General features: G+C 42.4%; 27 protein-coding genes and 1 pseudogene. All 28 read left to right on the top strand.

The genetic code is table 11. The features are described 5' to 3' along the window. The first annotated feature begins 4 nt into the window (after positions 1 to 4). Entirely contained in the window at positions 5 to 520 is a 516-nt protein-coding gene (locus KSZ58_RS11415; protein ID WP_217752751.1) for a hypothetical protein, read from the top strand. Positions 521 to 528: 8 nt separating this feature from the next. Continuing rightward, a complete protein-coding gene (locus KSZ58_RS23200) occupies positions 529 to 651 on the top strand; it encodes a hypothetical protein (RefSeq protein WP_257269963.1) in 123 nt (40 codons plus the stop codon). 70 nt (positions 652 to 721) lie between these two features. Beyond that, positions 722 to 910 carry a hypothetical protein gene (locus KSZ58_RS11410; RefSeq protein WP_022300254.1) on the top strand — a complete coding sequence of 63 codons (189 nt, stop codon included), beginning with the start codon at positions 722 to 724 and terminating at the stop codon, positions 908 to 910. Continuing rightward, positions 907 to 1,362: a hypothetical protein gene (locus KSZ58_RS11405; protein WP_217752750.1), complete on the top strand. Its 456-nt coding sequence runs from the start codon at positions 907 to 909 to the stop codon at positions 1,360 to 1,362. Before KSZ58_RS11410 ends, KSZ58_RS11405 begins: the two co-directional genes overlap by 4 nt. Before the next feature lie 561 nt (positions 1,363 to 1,923). Then, positions 1,924 to 2,808 (top strand): hypothetical protein, encoded by an 885-nt coding sequence (locus KSZ58_RS11400; protein ID WP_175627686.1) that lies wholly within the window; start codon positions 1,924 to 1,926, stop codon positions 2,806 to 2,808. Between the two features lie 45 nt (positions 2,809 to 2,853). Beyond that, positions 2,854 to 3,144 (top strand): hypothetical protein, encoded by a 291-nt coding sequence (locus tag KSZ58_RS11395; RefSeq protein ID WP_175627685.1) that lies wholly within the window; start codon positions 2,854 to 2,856, stop codon positions 3,142 to 3,144. A gap of 153 nt (positions 3,145 to 3,297) precedes the next feature. Then, complete coding sequence (locus KSZ58_RS11390; RefSeq protein ID WP_217752749.1) at positions 3,298 to 3,678, top strand: hypothetical protein; 381 nt, start codon at positions 3,298 to 3,300, stop codon at positions 3,676 to 3,678. Between the two features lie 17 nt (positions 3,679 to 3,695). Then, the gene (locus tag KSZ58_RS11385) at positions 3,696 to 4,559 is read left to right on the top strand and encodes a terminase small subunit (RefSeq protein ID WP_217752748.1); all 864 of its coding nucleotides are present in this window, start codon (positions 3,696 to 3,698) and stop codon (positions 4,557 to 4,559) included. After that, entirely contained in the window at positions 4,556 to 5,896 is a 1,341-nt protein-coding gene (locus KSZ58_RS11380) for a terminase (protein ID WP_217752747.1), read from the top strand. Before KSZ58_RS11385 ends, KSZ58_RS11380 begins: the two co-directional genes overlap by 4 nt. Before the next feature lie 10 nt (positions 5,897 to 5,906). After that, a complete protein-coding gene (locus KSZ58_RS11375) occupies positions 5,907 to 7,454 on the top strand; it encodes a capsid protein (protein WP_217752746.1) in 1,548 nt (515 codons plus the stop codon). Further along, a complete protein-coding gene (locus KSZ58_RS11370) occupies positions 7,454 to 9,241 on the top strand; it encodes a phage minor capsid protein (RefSeq protein WP_217752745.1) in 1,788 nt (595 codons plus the stop codon). Before KSZ58_RS11375 ends, KSZ58_RS11370 begins: the two co-directional genes overlap by 1 nt. Before the next feature lies 1 nt (position 9,242). After that, a complete protein-coding gene (locus tag KSZ58_RS11365; protein ID WP_217752744.1) occupies positions 9,243 to 9,464 on the top strand; it encodes a hypothetical protein in 222 nt (73 codons plus the stop codon). A 46-nt stretch (positions 9,465 to 9,510) separates the two neighbouring features. Beyond that, on the top strand, positions 9,511 to 9,675 hold the full coding sequence (locus KSZ58_RS11360; RefSeq protein WP_217752743.1) for a hypothetical protein: 165 nt from the start codon (positions 9,511 to 9,513) through the stop codon (positions 9,673 to 9,675). A 330-nt stretch (positions 9,676 to 10,005) separates the two neighbouring features. Then, positions 10,006 to 10,638, top strand: a complete 633-nt coding sequence (locus KSZ58_RS11355; RefSeq protein WP_217752742.1) for a hypothetical protein — start codon at positions 10,006 to 10,008, stop codon at positions 10,636 to 10,638. A 13-nt stretch (positions 10,639 to 10,651) separates the two neighbouring features. Next, positions 10,652 to 11,557 (top strand): capsid protein, encoded by a 906-nt coding sequence (locus KSZ58_RS11350; RefSeq protein WP_217752741.1) that lies wholly within the window; start codon positions 10,652 to 10,654, stop codon positions 11,555 to 11,557. Between the two features lie 2 nt (positions 11,558 to 11,559). Next, positions 11,560 to 11,784: a hypothetical protein gene (locus tag KSZ58_RS11345; RefSeq protein ID WP_008728256.1), complete on the top strand. Its 225-nt coding sequence runs from the start codon at positions 11,560 to 11,562 to the stop codon at positions 11,782 to 11,784. Beyond that, positions 11,753 to 12,145, top strand: a complete 393-nt coding sequence (locus tag KSZ58_RS11340) for a hypothetical protein (protein WP_254884718.1) — start codon at positions 11,753 to 11,755, stop codon at positions 12,143 to 12,145. Before KSZ58_RS11345 ends, KSZ58_RS11340 begins: the two co-directional genes overlap by 32 nt. A 179-nt stretch (positions 12,146 to 12,324) precedes the next feature. Then, complete coding sequence (locus KSZ58_RS22725; RefSeq protein ID WP_254884717.1) at positions 12,325 to 12,477, top strand: hypothetical protein; 153 nt, start codon at positions 12,325 to 12,327, stop codon at positions 12,475 to 12,477. After that, entirely contained in the window at positions 12,474 to 12,896 is a 423-nt protein-coding gene (locus KSZ58_RS11330) for a minor capsid protein (RefSeq protein ID WP_217752739.1), read from the top strand. Before KSZ58_RS22725 ends, KSZ58_RS11330 begins: the two co-directional genes overlap by 4 nt. Next, on the top strand, positions 12,893 to 13,288 hold the full coding sequence (locus tag KSZ58_RS11325; protein WP_217752738.1) for a minor capsid protein: 396 nt from the start codon (positions 12,893 to 12,895) through the stop codon (positions 13,286 to 13,288). The genes KSZ58_RS11330 and KSZ58_RS11325 overlap by 4 nt, the downstream gene beginning before the upstream one ends. A 3-nt stretch (positions 13,289 to 13,291) precedes the next feature. Beyond that, positions 13,292 to 13,762, top strand: a complete 471-nt coding sequence (locus tag KSZ58_RS11320; RefSeq protein ID WP_217752737.1) for a phage tail tube protein — start codon at positions 13,292 to 13,294, stop codon at positions 13,760 to 13,762. A 1-nt stretch (position 13,763) separates the two neighbouring features. Continuing rightward, on the top strand, positions 13,764 to 14,114 hold the full coding sequence (locus KSZ58_RS11315) for a hypothetical protein (RefSeq protein ID WP_217752736.1): 351 nt from the start codon (positions 13,764 to 13,766) through the stop codon (positions 14,112 to 14,114). Between the two features lie 14 nt (positions 14,115 to 14,128). Then, entirely contained in the window at positions 14,129 to 14,440 is a 312-nt protein-coding gene (locus KSZ58_RS11310; RefSeq protein WP_217752771.1) for a Gp15 family bacteriophage protein, read from the top strand. Then, complete coding sequence (locus tag KSZ58_RS11305) at positions 14,433 to 18,110, top strand: hypothetical protein (protein WP_233104397.1); 3,678 nt, start codon at positions 14,433 to 14,435, stop codon at positions 18,108 to 18,110. Before KSZ58_RS11310 ends, KSZ58_RS11305 begins: the two co-directional genes overlap by 8 nt. An 11-nt stretch (positions 18,111 to 18,121) precedes the next feature. Next, complete coding sequence (locus KSZ58_RS11300; protein WP_217752735.1) at positions 18,122 to 18,478, top strand: hypothetical protein; 357 nt, start codon at positions 18,122 to 18,124, stop codon at positions 18,476 to 18,478. 10 nt (positions 18,479 to 18,488) lie between these two features. After that, positions 18,489 to 18,755, top strand: a complete 267-nt coding sequence (locus KSZ58_RS11295; RefSeq protein ID WP_217752734.1) for a hypothetical protein — start codon at positions 18,489 to 18,491, stop codon at positions 18,753 to 18,755. Then, positions 18,745 to 19,113 (top strand): hypothetical protein, encoded by a 369-nt coding sequence (locus tag KSZ58_RS11290; protein WP_217752733.1) that lies wholly within the window; start codon positions 18,745 to 18,747, stop codon positions 19,111 to 19,113. Before KSZ58_RS11295 ends, KSZ58_RS11290 begins: the two co-directional genes overlap by 11 nt. Before the next feature lie 17 nt (positions 19,114 to 19,130). Next, positions 19,131 to 20,697, top strand: a pseudogene (locus tag KSZ58_RS11285) (hypothetical protein); the annotation flags it as partial.

Genomic DNA, 20,697 nt, shown 5'->3' with positions numbered 1-20,697 from the left:
AACGATGACGCGCAAGGAGATTACTATACTGTTAGGCGATATCCTTTATCAGCAAAGGTTTACCGGTGTCGGTAAATACTATGCCAGTGAGGTTACCGTTGATTACGGCACGAAAGATGCGTGCAGAGTAGACTATATGCAATTTGTTCCGCCAAACCAAATGAGTATCAGCGGCTTAGAAAAAGGCATCTTTATCTGCTACGAGGTAAAAAGCTGCTTAGGCGACTTTAAAAGTGGGCATGGGCAAAATTACATAGGAGAAGAAAACTATCTGGTGATGCCGATGGAATTATACAAGAAAGTCATTCATGACATACCGCATGATATCGGAGTGCTAGTTCCAGTACCGTCTACGTTAGGAAGAAAAAATGAAGATATCTACAGGGAGTTTGAGAATCCGACTCAATTTAAAGGTGAAAGTAACGATTGGAGATTGCATAAAATCAAAGATGCATATCCTGAACACCGGAAAAAATCTATTACAGAATTATTATTTTGTATGCTGAGAAGCGGAAGGTGATGTAACAAATGAAAAAATACAATAGCATAGACGGCCGTATACATACAAACAGCCGGTTGTGGTTTATTATCCGGATGGCAATAAAAAAATGGAGAAACGCAGAAAAGGAGCTGAAAAGGAAATATGGTTGATCTATCATTGTGCATCCTGCTGTATTTATCATTTATGCTTATCTGCGTTTTGAACGAAAGGGGTGACTGAATGAAGTTTAAAGATATCGGCAAAGACAAATATTTTGAAATTGTCGGACTTGAAGGCTATTACAAAGTTGATCACAACAAGAGAGAGGCTAAAGCGTATCGCAAACTTAGCACCGGCAGAATGATGTACGACGGCACAGTAAGAGGGCTGTATGACAATCTGGAAGCAGGCAGGTGGAAAATCAAATGATATGGGAGGAGGAAGAGTTTGAATTCGATAAAGAGAAGCGTATGAAAAAATACATAAAGGGAGAGCTCATGAGTTACTACCTTTTAAAATCAAGGTGGTATGAATTACTTGATAAAAAATATTTCCTATACCATAAGTCGCCTGGCGGCAGCATTGTACGAGCTCCAGAAGGGCAGTGTAGCAAAGATGGTATCCAACATCAAGCAGCCATGAATGAAAGTGCCATCGCTATGGAGCAGGAGCCATTGTATCAACGTATGGAAAAAATCAGAAATTGGATGGATTGCTTAACCGAATCGCAATGCAAGGTGATTTCGGTATATGTGATGAAGTATCAATGTGACAACTTACGTGAAGCGGCGCGTGAAACCGGATTCTCAGTAGATACAGTGAACAAATATACAAAGCGAGCTATCAACCGTATATACACAAGAAATAGCAATATTTTGTAAAAGTGTACCGTCTTAGGATAGGCTTGACATGATATAATGATAGCGTGGAAGTACGGGGGATGAGGCGTGATTCTCTTCCTTGTGCTTCACTTTCCTCTTACGGTTTACTTACGCGGCATCCTAAGATGCCTGCCGTAATCTACAGACGATCCCCCCATCCATGTATCGTCTGTAGATTAGGGTAAATGCTTCCTTGCTTCAAAACACCCTCAATGCAAATTACGAAGCAAGCGTTTTAAGGGCCTGGGCTGACGAAATGAGCTTGGCAAACCAGCAGGAAACGAGTTGGCCAATGATGAGATAGCGCACTCATGTAGGGAGACATAAAAAAAGGCGCTATAAATTGATATCAAAGCAGGGATATACCTCATATTGTTGAGAACACCTGTTAGATATATTGGTTGCCCTGGTGGCGGAATAACCAAAAGAAAAAGCGGTAAGGAATCCTAAGCGGACTTACCAGCGTAAAGCGTCTGAAAAGGGCGCTTTTAATTTAGTTTTGTTACATAGATAATGTAATAATATAGTTTATAATTCAAAAGTGAAAGGATGTGTGATAAAATGTACTTAAGAAAAAGCAAATTTAAAGGGGATTTTATCATGATATCTGAAAAACTTGTTATGCGGTTTGGTGGGGAGAATGATATTGATTTAGAAACATTGTCTGTATCGTTAAACGCCACAGTTGATACATTGAAGAATTTATCTAACAATCTCATAAGCGAGAATGATTTTTGCAAGTTTAAAGTTTTGAATATACAAAAAGGGAGCTTTGTAATAGACATTGAACAAATAATGGAAATTGCTCCAACAATTATGCCTATGGTGCCGACTGTCATAAAAGCGTTTAAAGAAGTGTTAGAGATAAGAAAGTTTCTAAAAGGCAATCCTCCTAAAGATATCGTCAAGAGTGATGATGTAACTAAAATAGAAAATAAATACGGCGATATTTATTATGCTAATACAATGACCGTAAATATTTACAATAACGATATTGAAAAAGGAATGGCTACTACAGCAAAAACAGTTTTAAACGATAATGATAGAACGGGCCTTTCTTATGAATTTGTTGATGAAAAAGGAAAGAAAGATTGTTTGGATTTAAATAGAGAAAATCTATCTTATTTATCAATACCTCAAGATGTTGATAAATTTAATAAAGGGATAGAGGAAAATGAAGTTATAACATGGGTTAAAGTGAATAAACCAGATTTAAACGGTAAGTCGCAATGGGGGCTGACTCTAAATGGCAAGAGGATATCTTGTATCATTAGTGATCAGGAGTTCCTTGATAAGGTACATGATGACGAAATCCCCTTTTTGAGTAATACAAAATTATATGTGAAAATGGTAGTGAGATATAAAATCAGAAGCTTTGAAAGTGGTGAATCTTCTGAGATAATCAGTAGAAATATTATCAAGGTATTTGAAATACAGAATGATTAGCGCCCAATGAGGTGCTTTTATTTTACCCAGAAAGGAATGATATACATGAAAGTAAGAAAGAAACCAGTTGTAGTAGAAGCGTTCCAGCTTAATGAGAGAGGTCTTGTAGGTGAAGTTTGGTTCTGGGATGCAGTATCAGAAAACAAAGTCATTACGCATGATTTCGGAAAATTCCATCACAATCCAGCATGGTGTGAAATAAAGACGCTTGAAGGAACGATGATAGCCAGAGCTGGAGATTACATCATAAGAGGCTTAAGAGGTGAACTATATCCATGCAAGCCAGATATCTTTAAAAAGACATACGAGGTACTAGAGGATGATCACAGTGTGTAAAGACTGCCCTAAACGCCATCCAGGATGCCACGGGACGTGCGAATGGTACAAGGCAGAACGTAAGGCGTTGGATAAAGAAAATACACGCAGGCGAACTGAAAACACAGCAGGATTTGATGCAAGCAGACACTGGGAATATAGGAGAAAAAGAAAATGAAGGTAAATGTATTAGGTACAGTATATAGAATCAAATATGTTCCTTCCCTTGATGGTAGAGGAGGAGAAACAGATTTCTATACCAAGGAGATCCGCATAAGTGAGCAAGAAGACATTCCTGCGGAATATAAAACAGATAATCTGAAAGAAATGCAGAGGCATGTATTGAGACACGAGCTGATACATGCATTTTTGTTTGAATCCGGCATGGACCAGAGCAGTGCTGCACATGAGGCGTGGGCCGCGAATGAGGAAATGATAGACTGGATGGCAATACAGATGCCAAAGATAATGGCAGCATACGAAAGCGTGATAAACAAGAATGTAATTGAATCACGCTATATCGATGAAATAAAGTCAACTGAAGTGGAATTATAACGAAAGGAGGTTAATCTATGCCAAGACAAAGAAGTCCCAGCAGAGACGAAGCTAAGCGGATGTATCTTGATAGCAAAGGTAAGATGCTGCTAAAGGATATTGCTAAAGCTGTAAGTAAGAGAGATTCAGACATCAGAAAGTGGAAATCTCTTGATAAATGGGATGAGGAATTGAAAGGGAACGCTCCCATTGCGAAAGGGAACGCTCCTAAACAGAACAATGGCATAAAGAAACCTCCTAAAACAGAGCTGCTGCCGGAAGAAATAGAAACACTGAACAATGAGGAGCTGACCGAGAGACAGCGCCTTTTTTGTCTATATTATGTAAGATGGTTTAATGCGACAAAAGCATACCGCAAGGTGTATGATTGTGATTATACAACAGCGATGACAAACGGAAGCATGCTACTGAGAAATACTAAGATACAAGAGCATATTCAAGCAATCAAGGACGCTAAGATAAAGCAGGCCATGTACACAGCTGAGGATTTCTTCCAGAAAATGATGGATATTGCTTATTCAGATGCAACAGACTTTCTTTCATTTGGCAGACGGATAAACGAGAAAACAGGTTTGGAATATAACTATGTTGATTTCCTTGACAGCTCAGAAGTAGACGGCACACTTATCCAAGAGGTGAAACAAGGCAAGGACGGCTGCTCTATAAAACTTGTCAGCAAAGAGTTTGCGCTAAAATGGCTGGATAAGCATTATAGCGAAGCTACGGACTTACAGAAAGCGCAGATTGAGCAGTTAAGAGCACAGACGGATAAGTTGAAAGCAGATAGCAATGATATTCCTGATGAGAGCGTACAGAACAAAATGGATGCTATCACTGGTATTGTAGATCAAATGCAACCACTTGGAGATGATGACGTATGACACAACCAATGTTATTACTATCGCCTAAGTTCAAGGATTTCCTTCGCTTAGACACTGAGCGAGAATTTCTGGAAGGTGTTACAGCCTGTGGTAAAACAACCGTCGGCATTTTCAAATTCATGTGTAAGGTTGCAAATAGCGGCATAAGGTTTCATGTTATCGCTGGTGCTGATCTAGGTACAGTGGAAAAAAACGTCATAAATGGAGAGCGGATGCTGCTCGATCAATTCGACGGAGTAGCAGAGTACTATCCATCCGGTAAACGTAAAATCAGATTGCCTCATATTGAGTATCAAACAAACAAAGGCACTAAGATCATTTACATATGTGGATATGACAATAAAAAGCGGTGGCAGAAAGTGCTTGGTGGTCAAGTAGGATGTGTGTATGTTGATGAGGTAAACATTGCTGATATGGAGTTTTTGCGTGAGATATCCCACCGCTGTGTTTACATGATGACGACTTCAAACCCTGATGATCCTTCTCTTCCTGTATATGATGAGTTTCTTAACAGGTCACGACCTCTGAAAAAATACAGAAAAGATTATCCAGAGGAATTATTGTATATGCTGAATCAGCCTGCAGAAAAAGGGTGGGTACACTGGTATTTCAACTTCAACGATAATGCCGCATTGTCGCAGGAAGCCATTGAGCGTAAGAAAAAAGCGGTAGCACCCGGAACTAAGATGTACAAGAATAAAATATTGGGACTGCGTGGCAGAGCCACAGGGCTTGTATTTCCGAATTTCAGTAGAAGTAAAAATGTCATATCAAAAGCCGATGCGAAGAAATATACGTATCGGTATTTTACTGTTGGCGTTGATACATCGTACTCAGCAAATAGTCCGGATACCATTGCTTTATTGTTTATTGGCATTACAACATGCGGCAAGGTCATTATACTGAATGAGGAAGTATACAACAATGCGGATCTAAATACACCACTCGCACCAAGTGATGTTGTTAATAGGTTAATGGATTTTTTAGAGCGAAATAGAAAGGCGTGGGGCTTCGCTAAACATGCATTTATTGACTGCGCTGATCAGGCAACACTGACGGAGCTATATAAATACAAGAGGACACACCCATGTATTTATACATTTGATGATGCATGGAAGGAAACAACCATCATTGACCGTATCCATATGCAGCAGGGATGGATATTTCATGGCGATTATCTAGTTGTTGATGACTGCATACATCACATCAGAGAGCTGGAGGTTTACAGTTGGCAGGAAGACAAATACGAGCCAGAAGACAGAAATGACCATACAATCAATGCTGGTCAGTATGGATGGCTGCCATTTGTGCAGTATATCAAGACATCCGATCCATAGGAGGTGGACGATGAAACTATTTAATAAAGCAAAGAACGTGATAAGAGCATGGCTCGATATCACACCTGCGCAGAAAAACATTTATTATCTGAATGAAACATTTAACTTTGAGTCTAATGCGATAAAAAATCGTATATGGATGCGAGGCGATCCAGAAGAACTTGATGAGTTTTACAAACAACTAGAGCGCGACAATTCATACTTCTGGGCAGCAAGCCCCCGTATAAAGATACGCAAGATTCATTCAGGTCTTCCTTCGTTGATGGTGCAGGTCCTTACTGATATCGTAATACGCGATTTAAATGGCATCGAGGTCGAGGCGCGGCAAATAGATTGGGATAACATCAGCAAAGATAACAATTTCAATGAGGTTTTACGTAAGGCAATTAAAGAAGCGCTGTTCATTGGTGACGGCGCTTTTAAAATCTCATTTGATAAGAAGCTTACACAATATCCAATTATAGAGTTTGTTCCTGGGGATAAGGTGGAAATCGTCTATGAACGTGGCCGTTTTGTGGAATGTGTATTCAAGACAGAATATAAGCACGCACACAAGCGTTATGTTCATTACGAGCACTACGGCAAGGGGTACATCAAAAATGTATTAACAGAATGGGGCATGGATGATCCTTTGCCATTATCAACGATCCCTCAAACAGCTAACATTATTGATGTTGCCTTCGCTGGCTATAAACTTCCGGATGAAAAAGGTGAAAATGAAATCTACGGTCGATTTGCGATGGCTGTACCGTTCAAGATTAAGGATAGCACAAAGTGGGAGAATCGCGGAGAAAGTATTTTTGATAAGAAAACATCATCCTTTGACGGGCTGGATGAGATTATCAGCCAGTGGGTAGATGCTGTAAGAGCCGCCAGGACAAAGCAATATATTCCGGAGGCGCTTATTCCTCGTGATCCAGAAACAGGGCAGATGCTACAATTCAATCAATATGATGATAGATTCCTGATGATAGAAGGCAACATGAAGGAAAAAGGTGAAAATCAAATCAATGTCACGCAACCTGTCATCCCTTCTGAGAATTATCTACAATCTTATATTTCTTTCCTAGACCTTTGTCTGCAGGGAGTTATATCACCATCTACATTAGGTATTGATACAAAAAAGATGGATAATGCGGAAGCACAGAGAGAAAAAGAAAAAACCACGTTGTATACAAGAAATATCATCATTGAAGCGATACAAAAAACACTTCCTGAGGTAATAAACTGCGTTATCAAGGCTTTTGATACTTACACAAAAAATTCGAGTGGTAACGATGTCGATGTTACAGTTAATTTCGGGGAATACGCAAGTCCATCGTTTGAAGCGACTGTGGAAACCGTTGCCAAGGCAAGACCGGGTAAAGTCATTATGTCGGTTGAGGCATCAGTGGATGAAATGTATGGTGATAGTAAAGATGAGGAATGGAAAGCGGAAGAAATAAAGCGGCTACGTATTGAGAACGGCGTCATGGAAACACAAGAGCCTGTTATATCAGAGTTTGACGATTTAGGCGGTGCGACTCCAACGCCAGACGATTATCCGCAGGATGAATAATGGCAAAGAAAGAAAAGGACCCATATGCTCTGAGAGATATATTTGCGGAAATGGAGCTGGAACTGATGGCATCCCTGCGTCGAAACTTTATCAACCATAAGGTAGAGGAACGGGAGCGGGGTTTTAGCTGGGAAATGTGGCAAAAGGCCAAGCTTCGTAATCTGCAGGAATACCGCAAAGAGACAACCAGCGTCATATACCGATTTCGAAAGCGTATCACACAGGCAATCGAGCAGGTCCTGCGCAATCACTTTAGTGTCGGTGTGCGTAAAGCTGATTTCAAACTGCCGCAGGATGGGGTCAATACCGGGCTTCCCGGCAAAGAACCTCCTCAGGAAAGTCAATTTTTCGGTACGAACCGGAAGAAGCTCGACGCACTTATCAAATCAACAAAAAATGACTTTGAGGACGTGCAACAAGCTGTATATCGCAAGATGGATGACGTGTACCGTCAAACAATCTTTAAGACTGAGTTTCAGCTGTCCAGCGGGGCTATATCACTTGGTAAGGCAATCGATAAGGCTACAGAGGATTTTCTTGCCAAGGGCGTTAACTGTATAGCCTATAAAGATAAAAACGGCGAGATTATAAGATACGTGAATATTGCAGACTATGCGGAAATGGCATTGCGCACAGCGAGCCATAGAGCAACATTACTCGGTGAGGGCAGCAAGCGTGACGAGTTAGGTGTGCATCTGGTCTTTGTATCAGCCCATGCGAACGCCTGTAAGCTTTGTTTGCCTTGGCAGGGACAAATACTCATTGATGATGTTTTTAGCCATCCCAATGATGAATACATTGCAAAATACAAAGAGAAGTATAAGTTGCTGTCCGATGCTATTAAGGCAGGACTTCTGCACCCAAATTGCAGGCACACGCTTGCTACGTACTTTGAGGGCGTGACAAGGCTACCAAAACCGCAAGACCAAAAAATAGCCCTAGAAAATTACAACAATGAGCAGCACCAGCGTAAATTGGAACGTGAGATAAGAACGCGTAAAAGGATACTTGCTGGAACTGTGGAGGATGAAGACCAGAAAGAGGCAAAGGCTAATCTGAGGCAGGCTCAGAAGAACCTTGGAGACTTTCTGGAGGCGCATTCTGAGTTTAAAAGAAATCAGCGGAAGGAGAAAGTGCATGGGAATAAACATACTCTATCCTCAACACTTGAAAACTTCGATGATTCGACGTTGAAAGAAATTGATGAACGTACTATACTGGAAGTGGATAAGGCGCTGGCTAAGATTTATAAAGAATATCCAAGCTTGCAAGGAATCATAAAAAACGTACACCTCATAGAGGATGGAACGGCTAAAGCAGAAATAGACATTCAGAACAAAGGAATTAGTTTGTCTTTAGGCATCAATAAAAACCTTACTCCTGAAAATGCTAAATCATTGACTGAAAAAATGTACGGACAGTACAAATGGACTAAGAAGCCAGGCATTGAAGGGATAATAAAGCATGAAATGGGGCATGTTCTCAATTATGATTATTATGTGCGAAAGAATCATCTTGAATACGGTAAGCCATACAGTGATGAACCATTGCAAAAACTCATAAACGACTTGGAAAGAAATGATTTTGCAACAGAATTAAGGGCCGAAACATTAGAAAGATTGGGTGTTACTGATACAGATGAAAATGTTGCGAGATATTTTAGCTCATATGCCAAAACCAAATCCATGACTAATAATGGGGAATTTTTTGCAGAAGCGTTCTCTGATTATTCAGATACAGAAGCAAAATTTATCTTTATGGAACTGCTGAAAGAGAGGTTGAAGTGAAATGCTTTTTGCACCACCTTTAGAAATTATTGATCTGATTGAAGACGTGTATGACAATAATGGTAATTTTGTCGGCGAGAAAATAAACGATTCAGCTACATTAGAACAGAAAAAAATATTTGAAATGTATCAAAAGGAATGTGAAGAAGCATTGAGAACGTCTTTCAGGGTAGAGTTAAGTGACAGAACTTACAATCCAGTTGATGGATGGAAAATCAAGTAGTTATTAAGCACTCATAAATTGGGTGCTTTTTTAGTGGAGGGAAATCGTGGAAAAGGCAAATAAGGAGCAACAAAAGATCATGCAGGAACTTGATTATAAGATCGATGAGTATTATAAAACACATGATGATGAAAGTGATGATTTATACCGCATGCAAGCACACTATCACAAGAAAATAAAAGAAGCTGGTAAAAGTCATGTGCAGACATAGCTATTGTGAGATAGTAGAAGACCAGTATTGTGATAAAAGATTGATGTACAGGACGTTGAAAATAAAGCGTACCTGCATTTTTTGCGGAAGAACGGAAAGAGAGGTAAGGCACGTGAAAGACCCACCCAAGCGCAAACTACCGTATTTTGGTAAGCAATTGAAGTAAAGGACGGTATAGAGTTAAGGAGGTGATTAACATGTCTTGTAAAAAGAAAGGTAAAGGCGGACGTAAATAGTTCGCTTTTTTATGCCCAACCATGACAAGGCTTTAAAAGGTGCATGTCCGAAAGGATAGGGGAGCACACCCGAATAAACAGGAGGAAATTAAAAATGAGAAATTACCTAAGATATCCGTTGAATATTCAGCTTTTTGCAGAAGATGGAAGCAGCGGAGAAGGTGACAATGCTGGTGCACAAGCAGGAGCACAAGGAACCGCTACTCAACAGATTGATTACGACAAGCTCGCGGAAGTTGTTTCAAAACGTTCAGCTGGAACAGAAGACAAGGTGCTACAAGGATATTTTAAGCAGCAGGGATTGACACCAGAACAGGCCAGTGAAGCAATGAATCAATATAAGCAGGCGCAGGCAACTAAACAGCAGGAAGAAGCACAACGTATCCAGGCTATGCAGCAGGAAAATGCACAACTGAAAGCACAAATCCTGAACTCACAGATTGATGCGAAAGTTGCAGAATTAGCAGGGACGCTAGGAGTGCAGGCTGAAAAAGTACCATTTTTAAGTAAGCTTGTAGACCGTGCAAACGCAACAAAAGAAGATGGTACGCTGAACGATGACAACATCAAAACGGCCATTGAAACAGTTTTAAAGGCATTCCCTGATTTCAAGTCCACTACACAAGCAGGAGGATTCCAGCAGATTGGTGGAGGGAATCAAGGCACTGCAGGCGGAAATGGTGTCGATGATCAACTTGACAATATTTTCGGAGTTAAGAAAAAATAGGAGGGCTATATAAATGGCAGAATTAAATTATGTAACGCAATTTTGGCCACGTATCATTGAAATGTACGGGCACTTGCTAATGTCTAATGAGTTGTATAATACAAATCAGGACATTCAGATTATCAATACAAAAGATATCCGATTACCAAAAATCACAGTATCCGGTTATAAAGATCACAATCGTAAGACGTTATCATTTAACACAGGTTCTTATGGTAACGACTTTGAAACAAAGACATTAGACCATGATCGCGATATCGAATTCGCGATTGACCCTATGGATGTTGACGAAACGAATCAGATTGTTTCCTTAGCAAACATTCAATCACGTTTTGAGAAGACGCAGGCTATTCCTGAATTAGATTGTTACACCTTCTCTAAGCTCTACACAGAGGCAAAACGTGTTGGTGCAAAAATCAGTAATACAGCGATCACAACCGCAAATATCCTTTCTGATTTTGACGCAAATATCGAAGCAATGGAAGAAGCAGGAGTACCTTTAGAACGTGTTATCATGTACTGTACACCTGCATTTAAAACTAAACTGAAAAACGCAGAAGGCATCCAGCGTACCTTGGAGGTATCTGGTAGCGCGAAGAATATTGATCGTCGTGTACGCTCATTGGATGATATCAGCACTATTAAGACTGCGCCGGCAAGCCGCTTAAAGACTGCTTTTGACTTCACAGAAGGCTTCCAGGTAGCAAGTGCAGGAAAACAAATCAATTACATCATGATTGACCCTGAGGCACAGGTATCCCGCGTCAAATACTCTTATATCAAGGCATTTACACCAGGTCATGACAGCCGCACTGCGGACAAATACCTTTATCAGAACAGACGTTTCAACGGAACATTCGCATTGCTGGATGATCTGCTGGAACAGGGATGTATCATCAATGCAGAAGCGGAGGGATAAGCATGAAAGCATTAAAAGACAATAAAGAGTACACCATTGCCGAAGAGCAGAAGCATGCATACCTTGAAGAAGGATACGATATCTATGGGGAGGATGGAAAACTGCTGGAATACTCTCCAAAGAAGAAAATCGCATATAGTGAATATGCTGCTTTGGAAAAAGAAAATCAACAGTTAAAGAAAAGAATCAAGGAGTATGAAAAGGAACAAAAGAAAGCAGGTGAATAGCATGTATGCAACACCTGAATACTACACCGCTGATTACAGCGGTAACCTCATATCACAAGATGAGCTACCCAAGGCCTTAAAAGATGCGGAGTACAGCATCGACCACCTCTGCTTTGGACGCATCAAGGGCAAAGGGTATGATAATCTATCACCCTATCAGCAAGAGCTCATAAGCCGTGCTGTCTGCCTACAGGCTGATTATATCAAGCAGTATGGTCCGTATATCAATAGTCCGCTAAAAGGCTATAACGCAGGCAGCACAAAAGTCGAGATGGCCAACGTAACCTACGGCGGTATCAGCACTACGCAAGAGATAATCAACCTCTTAGAGGATACAGGGCTCAGATGCCTGGTGTTGTAATTGCGAGCCCTTTCCCTTTTCCCTCCCACGAGGCTACGACACACGTTGTCATATATCAGGAGCAGGACACAGAGGACCAGGGGCCCATCGAGACTGTTATCTATGATGGATTGGCGATCTACGACGAAAAGTCAAAGATTGTATACGGTAAAGACAGTAAGCAGATATCCCTCAGTGGTATGCTTATCATACATGGCGATGTACAAGCCTTGGAGGGCAAGATAGCTTTCCAGGGCTTTGTACAGATTGGTGCGGAGCGCAAGCAGATATACGCTGTGCGAAAGCCAAAACTGCTAGGCGTTATCTACAGTACGGAGATTGATCTATTATGAATGTTAAAAGCGTAAAGGTGAATATCAACCATAGGGCTATAGCACAGCTGAATAAGGCCAAAGAACGCGCTTTAGAGCTGACTGCGGAGTCTATGCGCTCGGATATTGTGAGCCGCGCTGTTGTACCAAAAGATATTGGAGACTTGGAGCGGAGCGGGTTTGTTGATAAAGGACACATAAGTACAAAGCTAGTTGCAGCAATTGTCTTTGATACACCTTATGCACGCAGGTTGTATTATAATCTACCGTTTGTTGATAAAAACGGTAAAGAGCATCAGCCTGTTACCTTCCAGCGGACAAAAAATCACGATGCGCAGGACCATTGGATGGATTACTATTTTGATGGAGATGGATTACAGTGGGTACAAAAAACATTTGCTGAGTTTTTAAAGCAAGAAAGTGGAGGGCTTATCACATGATGACCTTAAAAGACGTCAAGGACTGGCTCAAATCACAGGTCTCAGCGGATATCTGGAAGATAGGTACTTATGACGTATCTAAGGAAAAAACGGTCTGTGTGCGCAATCTAACGAGCAACCGCAGCATGTTAGCTATAGGCGGCCTACAAAGCACCACAACAGCCGTCAAGGGAGTATCTATCGTAGTGCATTGGAATAAAAACCCGGATGAAACTGAGCGTGTAGCACAAAGCATGCATGCTCTTTTTTACGGACAGCAGCCGAAAATTGGTGATTACCGAGTTATTAAATGTGATATGAGGAGCGACGAGCCGATTTCCGTTGGAACGGACGGAGAGGGCATCTATGAATATGTAATTGAAACATGGCTCACATACGAGCGAAAGGAGTAATTTATGGCGAAAGTAACGACCGGTGTCTATCCGGTATTTGACATTGTTTTTAGTATTGGGACGAAAGGACTTGCGAGCTCAGAAGATGATATGGCATCCATTAAGGATATGGAGTCATTCTCCCTATCCATTGAAAGCAATGTGGAAAAATGGAGCCCGATGGACCAGGGAGGATGGGGCAGAGCCCTGGCAACTGCCAAAGCAGTTACTGTATCCCTGAAAGGTAAAAGAAGCGTAGGAGATAAGGGGAACGATTATGTTTATACTGTACTGTGGAAGGACGGTCTTGATTGTAGCACTAAGTATTCTATTGAATTCCCGGATGGCTCTAGCATCACTGGTAATTGTGTGCTGGATGTTAAAGCTGCACCAGGCGGCGATAGCACAAATGTCGCTGCGTTGGAACTTGATATCATATTCGATGGAAAACCGACTTTTGTGCCGGCGCCAGCAACACCAGAAGGAGGCGCTTAAGATGGGACGTAGATATGATGTTGTAGACCGCCTCAGAAATCGCAACGAGAGGCCTGTAGTTGAAATCGACGCAGAGCACAAGTATCCTATAAACACGTCTAAAACAAACGTGCTGCTGATTATGTCCGAGGTCAAGAAAGCCCAGAAAAAGACGGAAGACGACCTTGAATCTGACATTAAAATGATTGATAAGATCATACAGATTGCACTCGGCAAGGAAGCTCTGGATTACATCAACGAGAGCAATATGACGATGGCAGCTACAAACGATATCATGGCTGTTATCATGGCGGCTATCGGAGATACAGAAGTAGATTTCGAGGACGAGGAAACGCCGGAAGAAAAAAAGTAGACCGCTGGTATGATATCCTTGATGACTGGGAGCTGATAGAGTCGTCTTTTGCTATGCAGTACCCCACAAAGGACCTGTATGACGATAAGATGGACTGGATTGAGTTTACCACGCTTCTGGCGGGTATCATGCCAGACACACCTTTGGGCAATATCATATCCATTAGAGCCGAAGACGATGCTGACACGTTGGAGCACTTTAGTGAGGAGCAGCATCGTATCCGGAATGAGTGGAGAGATAAGCAAACCCAGAGAATGATTGAGAGCATGAATAAAGAGGAAGTTATGAAAGAAGTCTATGCGATGTTTATGGACATGAGTGAATAACTTCCTTTTTATTTTTAGAAAGGCAGGTGATGATGTGGGAGCGACAAGTGCAAGGTCTATACAGATGGATCTGGAGATAAAATCAGACCTTGACAAAGATATACAGGCAGAGTCGAGTAAGATAGCTGACCGGATACGCAAGCAGGTGGATGCTATGAGTGGGGATATGTTTAAAAATCTTAGGCAGTCTCTTGTAGCTAGTCTCGACAAAATGAATGAATCCGTAAAGGCTACTCTCAACCGTACAAAGCTTGAAATGCAGGCTTTTGTTGAGCAGATGGCGGGCATGGTCAAGCAAATGTCTGGTGTGCAGATGCCTTATCAGAAGGCTCAGAGCGACACAGAGCCAAGCACAACAGTCTCACATGGTCCTAGTGTGAGAGGGCCGCCGGGAATCAGTATACGCAAGCCTAAAGTCAAGTTTGACCCGCAATTTGATACAGAAATGACCCGCCAGAAATATGCTGAGCTTGAAAACATGATGGATATGTACGACAATCAGATCCTTGCAAAACAAGCGCAACGGAAAACGCTGCTTGAATCTTATAAGCCTAACATGAGTGCACAAGCTGAGAGTGCTCTTGATAAGCAGGTGATGGGGCTTGATACACAAATCGCTAAGCTGCAGGATGCTGCAGCACGGACAAACATCACTCTTAGCGCGATGAATAGACAGATGGGAGCAACGTCCGGGGTAGCTAGAGCAGCAGGCAATGCTATCTTGCAATTTACAAAGCGCTTAGCCTCATCAGCATTGCATAAGTTTAGTAATGGGCTAAAATCAGCAGGACAGCATGCAGCGTCTTTTGCAAGCCGATTACTTGGTATAGGGTCAGCCGGTAAAAAGGCCTCTAACGGTATGGGGCGCGCTCATATGGGCGTAGGTCAGCTGATTAAGTCGTTTACGATTTTCTCGCTGATATTCCCCCTAGTGAGCCGAGGCATTATGGCACTCGCTCAAAACATTGGGGCTACCCTTATGACAAATACTGCGTTTGCAAATAGTTTAAATCAGATACGCTCTAATTTGGCCACAGCATTTACACCTATCTTTCAGGCAATCATGCCCGCACTTAATGCGCTTATGTCTGCGTTGGCCACGGTGACCGGCTATATAGCGGCTTTTATGTCTGCGCTGTTTGGTAAGTCAATGTCAGCAACAAAGCAGGCCACATCCGGTATCTATGCAGCAAAGGATGCAATGGGTGCATACGGCTCATCTGCTGATAAAGCAGCTAAAGCGTCGGAAAAGGCTCGCAGGTCACTCATGGGATTTGACGAGATCAACAAGTTGGATGATGCGGATGATTCTGCCGGCTCTGGCGGCGGCGGTGGCGGCGGGAGCGATATGCCGGTCTACACACCGACTGATGTCGATGACGGACCTATCAAAAAATGGGTCAAGCAGCTCAAAGACCTGTGGGCCGAGGGTGACTATGCCGGTATTGGTAAGCTCATAGGTCAGCAGGTCAATAAGGCTGTAGCATCATTTACAAAGTGGATATCATGGGATAACTTAGGCAAATCCATCACAGAGTTTTGCGATGGGTTTTGTGAGCTCTTTAACAGCTTGATAGATACGATAAACTGGGTAAATATCGGTCGAATGTTTGGCACCGGAATCAACACTATCGTAAATACGTTGTATTTGTTGTTTACTGGCATTAACTGGGAGCGGATAGGTAAAGCATTAGCTCAGGGGCTTAACGGTCTTGTGTACAGCGTTGACTGGGATAAGTTGGGGCATACGATTGGGTCATATGTACAAGCTTGCATCGACATGCTTTATGGATTTGTAACGACTGCTGACTGGCCTGCTATCGGTAAGGCTCTGGCTGATGGAGTAATGGGTCTTATGTACAGCGTGGATATGCCAAAATTTACAGCAGCTCTCGGCAAAGGTCTAAGTGGAGCAATAAGCTCTGTGCATACCTTTGTTAAAAACATTGACTGGCACAAGCTGGGAGATACGATTGCCAAGAGCATAAACGCCTTTTTTAATAACATAAATTGGGCTGACTTTGGCATGACTCTGAGCGATGCAGCACAGGGCATCCTTGATACATTGCTTACAGCGATAAGGGGTGTAGACTGGGGGCAAATAGGCACCGACATTGCAACCTTTATCAAAAACATTGATTGGTGGGGCATTGCAGGCTCTTTACTCCAAACAATAATCGCAGCTGTGCACGGCATAGGGTCTGGTATCCTGAGTCTAGCTGCAGACCTTGGCAAGTGGCTATGGGACGGTTTTTGCAACGGTGTACGTGATTTCTTCGCTGATCCGATAGGCTTTTTACGTAGTGTAATAGTTGACCCCATCATAAACGGTATAAAAGAGCTATTTGGAATCCACTCTCCGAGTACGGTTTTTGCTGAGATAGGCGGATACCTCATTGAGGGCTTAAAAAACGGTATCGCAAAGACTATAAAAGGACTTGTAACTGCAATACCTAAACTGTTTTCCGGGCTAGTCAAGGCTATAGGCAACGTCTGGACAGATATAAAAAAGAAAGCAGGCAAGGCGTGGGATGGAATCACAAAATCCTTAGGGGATACGTGGTCTAATCTAAAGGATAGCGCCGGTAACTTATTCGGTAAAATTGGAGATAAAATATCGAGTGTTTGGAATGGCTCTGACAAGGACACAAAAAGTGCTTGGGGGAGTATAAAGGGCGTAGTGGCAGACTCCATTGATACAGTGCGTAATGATGTAAGTGTCAACTCAGAGAAAGCGGGAAAATCAATTGAAAAGAACTTTAACAATGCGCGCGACTCTCTAATCGGTGCAAACCGCGGCATGAGCAATGATACCAAAAATGCATGGGGACCTCTGGTCACCTTTGTGTCTGACAAGTGCGGATCGATTAAAAATGATATCTCACGTACTTTTAAGGATTCGAAAAATACTGTAGATTCAAGCAGCAAAAGCATGAAGTCATCTGTAACAAGTAATCTGAGTGCAACAAGCAAGTGGATTAGCGGTACGATGTACAGTGACATGTACAACAAGGCCAAGGGGATGATGAATAACTTTAAGAATGGCTCTGGATCAGTTAATGTTAAGTCTACCGTGCAGAGTTGCGTAAATAAAGCCACGTCATGGCTTAGCGGTCTTGGGAGCAGCTCCTACACTTGGGGCGGGCACATGATATCAGGGTTTGCAAACGGTATCCAAGATTATGCCTATAAAGTAACCAACGAGGTAAAAAAAGCTGCTAACATCGTTGCATCATGGCTACACTTTACACGGCCAGATACTGGCCCTCTGCGAGAGTATGAGCAATGGATGCCACATATGATGGAGGGGCTCGGTAAGACTCTGGCAGCAAGCACACCAAGATTTATAGGGCAGGTCAAGAGTTTATCTCAATCCATGTCAGGAGCCATGCAGGCAGCACTACAGGAGCCGACGATCGCGTTTGCCGGAGAAAGGTCCCTAAACGTGCAGCATGAATGGAAAGAGTCTCAAAGTGATACAGATAAAACAACCATGAAGGACCTCATTGAAGAAGTGAGAGGTTTGAAGCATAAATTTGATGAGGTTAAGGAAGAAATCAGGAATAAAGATACTGATGTTTATATTGACGATCAAAAAGTAACGAAAAAAGTCGTTGAAAATGTAAACAAGGATACTCGCAAAAATGGTAAGTGTCCTATAGATATGTAGGAGGTGCGGGTATGGCAATACTCACGGCAAACGGTGTGGCGCTGCCTGCGCCTACCGTTATAAAAATTGACAACGAGATCATATGGTCAAGCAATACCGGACGTACATCAAGCGGCACTATGGCCGGGGACGTCGTGGCTGAAAAAAAGACAATAACAATCGAGTGGGGAGTGCTCCGGGAGTCGGAAATGGCTAAAATCAGAAAAAATCTGATTGCAGGGTTCTTCCCTTTTTCATTCGATGGAGGAGGAGGGGCAAGCCTCTCTATCATGTCATACCGTGGTACAATTAACGAGGAGCATATAGGGCTCTTAGGTGATGGCATCTACTGGTACAAAAAAGCGACTGTAAAAATAATACAGCAATAAGGAGGATATTATGGCAGTAATTACAAAATCAAATAAAAATATTGAGATAACAAAAAATATCGAGGTAGACAACGTACAGGTCGAGCAGGTAAAGGCTGTAATCAATACCAGCAATCCAGAAAACGCAAATCTGACGCATTACATCAGCAACCAGACTCTCTACAAGGCTAATCGCACAGAAGTTAGAGCCGCGGAGGCTGCAGCAGAGGATGAAATCTATGTAGAGCAGGATGCGATTATCACAGAACTGGCAGGAGGTAATAAGGATGCAGCTTAAAAATAAACAGATTGTAGACGCACAGCCGGCGCTTGGCAAGATGCTCAACACCGCTTTACCCGTAAAACAGTCATACCATATCAAAAAGACACTGGAGTCAGTAAAAAAGCAGGCAGTCTTTTTGGAGGATCAACGCACAGATTTAATCAAAAAATATGGCGTTGAGAAAAACGGCAATTATTCTATACCGGATAATGACTTAACAGCTCGCAAGAAGTATTTTGATGAGTATGAGGAGCTTTTAGAGCTGGAGGAAGAGATTGACGTGAGGCAGCTTACACTCGACGAATTGGACCGTGTGGAACTGACAGCAAATGAGCTTGAATCAATCGAGTTTATGCTTAAAATTGAAGATTAGTGCAGGGAGGTGGTACGATGATAACCACATCCGATAAATACAAAACGGCGGTTAGCAAATCTGGCCGCCACTTCCGGCTGAAAATCGACATTGCAGGAACTGAGTATACTGGTATAAAGAGCTTTAAGCTTAAAGGCGGTACAAACTCATCCGAACAAATCACGTTTGGGGATGCTGTGTCCTCCTATATTGAATTTATCCTCACAGACGTGCCTAAAAACACTATCCTTAAAGGACGTCAAGCAATACCGTATATTGGTTTAGAGCTGGACGATGGTACTGTAGAGTGGATAAAAAAAGGTGTGTACAACTTAGAAAAACCAGTGCGTTCTGGAGAATTCATTAAACTTACAGCATATGATAACTTTGCCCTTTGCTATAAAGGGTTTTTTAGTGCTCTATCCGGCAATCAAAAGATAGTCACTATCCTGCAGGAGCAATGTAAAAAGATAGGTATTGAGTATGCAGGCGGGGCGGATGATGTTACCTACAAAGTCGATAGCCTGCAGGGGCTAACCATCATTGAAGCTATAAGTGTGCTTGCTGCGTACTGCGGCAAAAATGCTGTCATGGACAAAGATGGTAAGCTCAGGCTGGTATGGTATACCGACACAGGTCTTACTATATCCCCGAGTCGATTTGCGGATCCGCTGGAAATCGACGAGGAAGACATCTTTATTAACCGTTTGGATTGCACAATTGACGAGGAGCACTCTGTGTCTGCGGGAACCGGCGTTGGTATCTATTTTAGCTGTCCGGGGATGACCCAGGAGCGCATCACTGTCTTATACAACCGGATTAAGGGCTTTACGTACAGAGCTGCCAAACTAAACTGGCGTATGGCTCGACCTGATGTTGAGGCAGGTGACCTCGTGCGTGTAATGGATAACGCCGGTAATGCTTATGTTGTCCCTCTCATGGATTATGAGTTTAATTGTGACGGTGGATTTTACGGCACCATACAATCTAAAGGAAAAACCCAGCAGGAGCAAGACACAGGTTATAAAGGCCCTCTGCAAACAAAAGTAGATAGGACTTACTCTGACCTCGTAAGCACAAAACAGGTCATCACAGACAAAATCACAGCCTTTGAGGGCGAGTTTGAGACTATCAATACAAACTACCTTGAGGTCAACAAAAAGCTCTCTGCGCTGGATGCAGAAATCGAAAATCTGGACGTCACAGAGCTTGCCGCAAAGGTAGCGAAAATTGAGACATCCTACGTATCGAAAGAGTACGTACAGGACCTATATGCCACCAAAGCCGAGGTGCACGTACTGGACGTAGACTTGGAGCGTGTCAACACCCTGCTTGCAGGCAGTGTGACAGCAGGCAGTACGCAGACCATAGTCTTAAATGCTGATAACACAACGATATCCAATGCGCTGATAAAGTCGGCCATGATTGATAGTGTAGCAGCCGATAAAGTAACTGCTGGTACGATCGATGCAAGCAGTATACACTTTAAGTCACAATCAGGCCGTTTGGATATTTTTGGTGAGACCCTCCAGATTAAAGATATCACAAGGCCAAGAGTACAAATTGGCAAAGATGCATCCGGAGACTACAACATGTATGTCTGGG

The sequence above is a fragment of the Erysipelatoclostridium sp. DFI.2.3 genome, assembly GCF_019132535.1.
GTDB lineage: Bacteria > Bacillota_I > Bacilli_A > Erysipelotrichales > Erysipelotrichaceae > Clostridium_AQ > Clostridium_AQ innocuum.
The sequence above is the reverse complement of the archived record's forward strand: the minus strand, read 5'-3'. Positions and strand labels throughout refer to the sequence as shown.

Bases quoted from the DNA above. Each gene is read 5' to 3' on its own strand.
- KSZ58_RS11345 (WP_008728256.1), top strand. From the start codon at position 11,560: ATGAAAGCATTAAAAGACAATAAAGAGTACACCATTGCCGAAGAGCAG.
- KSZ58_RS22725 (WP_254884717.1), top strand. From the start codon at position 12,325: ATGCTTATCATACATGGCGATGTACAAGCCTTGGAGGGCAAGATAGCT.
- KSZ58_RS11365 (WP_217752744.1), top strand. From the start codon at position 9,243: ATGCTTTTTGCACCACCTTTAGAAATTATTGATCTGATTGAAGACGTG.
- KSZ58_RS11290 (WP_217752733.1), top strand. From the start codon at position 18,745: ATGCAGCTTAAAAATAAACAGATTGTAGACGCACAGCCGGCGCTTGGC.
- KSZ58_RS11400 (WP_175627686.1), top strand. From the start codon at position 1,924: ATGTACTTAAGAAAAAGCAAATTTAAAGGGGATTTTATCATGATATCT.
- KSZ58_RS11385 (WP_217752748.1), top strand. From the start codon at position 3,696: ATGCCAAGACAAAGAAGTCCCAGCAGAGACGAAGCTAAGCGGATGTAT.
- KSZ58_RS11300 (WP_217752735.1), top strand. From the start codon at position 18,122: ATGGCAATACTCACGGCAAACGGTGTGGCGCTGCCTGCGCCTACCGTT.
- KSZ58_RS11315 (WP_217752736.1), top strand. From the start codon at position 13,764: ATGGGACGTAGATATGATGTTGTAGACCGCCTCAGAAATCGCAACGAG.
- KSZ58_RS11350 (WP_217752741.1), top strand. From the start codon at position 10,652: ATGGCAGAATTAAATTATGTAACGCAATTTTGGCCACGTATCATTGAA.
- KSZ58_RS11415 (WP_217752751.1), top strand. From the start codon at position 5: ATGACGCGCAAGGAGATTACTATACTGTTAGGCGATATCCTTTATCAG.
- KSZ58_RS11320 (WP_217752737.1), top strand. From the start codon at position 13,292: ATGGCGAAAGTAACGACCGGTGTCTATCCGGTATTTGACATTGTTTTT.
- KSZ58_RS11410 (WP_022300254.1), top strand. From the start codon at position 722: ATGAAGTTTAAAGATATCGGCAAAGACAAATATTTTGAAATTGTCGGA.
- KSZ58_RS11395 (WP_175627685.1), top strand. From the start codon at position 2,854: ATGAAAGTAAGAAAGAAACCAGTTGTAGTAGAAGCGTTCCAGCTTAAT.
- KSZ58_RS11355 (WP_217752742.1), top strand. From the start codon at position 10,006: ATGAGAAATTACCTAAGATATCCGTTGAATATTCAGCTTTTTGCAGAA.
- KSZ58_RS11375 (WP_217752746.1), top strand. From the start codon at position 5,907: ATGAAACTATTTAATAAAGCAAAGAACGTGATAAGAGCATGGCTCGAT.
- KSZ58_RS11370 (WP_217752745.1), top strand. From the start codon at position 7,454: ATGGCAAAGAAAGAAAAGGACCCATATGCTCTGAGAGATATATTTGCG.
- KSZ58_RS11380 (WP_217752747.1), top strand. From the start codon at position 4,556: ATGACACAACCAATGTTATTACTATCGCCTAAGTTCAAGGATTTCCTT.
- KSZ58_RS11295 (WP_217752734.1), top strand. From the start codon at position 18,489: ATGGCAGTAATTACAAAATCAAATAAAAATATTGAGATAACAAAAAAT.
- KSZ58_RS23200 (WP_257269963.1), top strand. From the start codon at position 529: ATGAAAAAATACAATAGCATAGACGGCCGTATACATACAAACAGCCGG.
- KSZ58_RS11405 (WP_217752750.1), top strand. From the start codon at position 907: ATGATATGGGAGGAGGAAGAGTTTGAATTCGATAAAGAGAAGCGTATG.
- KSZ58_RS11330 (WP_217752739.1), top strand. From the start codon at position 12,474: ATGAATGTTAAAAGCGTAAAGGTGAATATCAACCATAGGGCTATAGCA.
- KSZ58_RS11390 (WP_217752749.1), top strand. From the start codon at position 3,298: ATGAAGGTAAATGTATTAGGTACAGTATATAGAATCAAATATGTTCCT.
- KSZ58_RS11340 (WP_254884718.1), top strand. From the start codon at position 11,753: ATGAAAAGGAACAAAAGAAAGCAGGTGAATAGCATGTATGCAACACCT.
- KSZ58_RS11325 (WP_217752738.1), top strand. From the start codon at position 12,893: ATGATGACCTTAAAAGACGTCAAGGACTGGCTCAAATCACAGGTCTCA.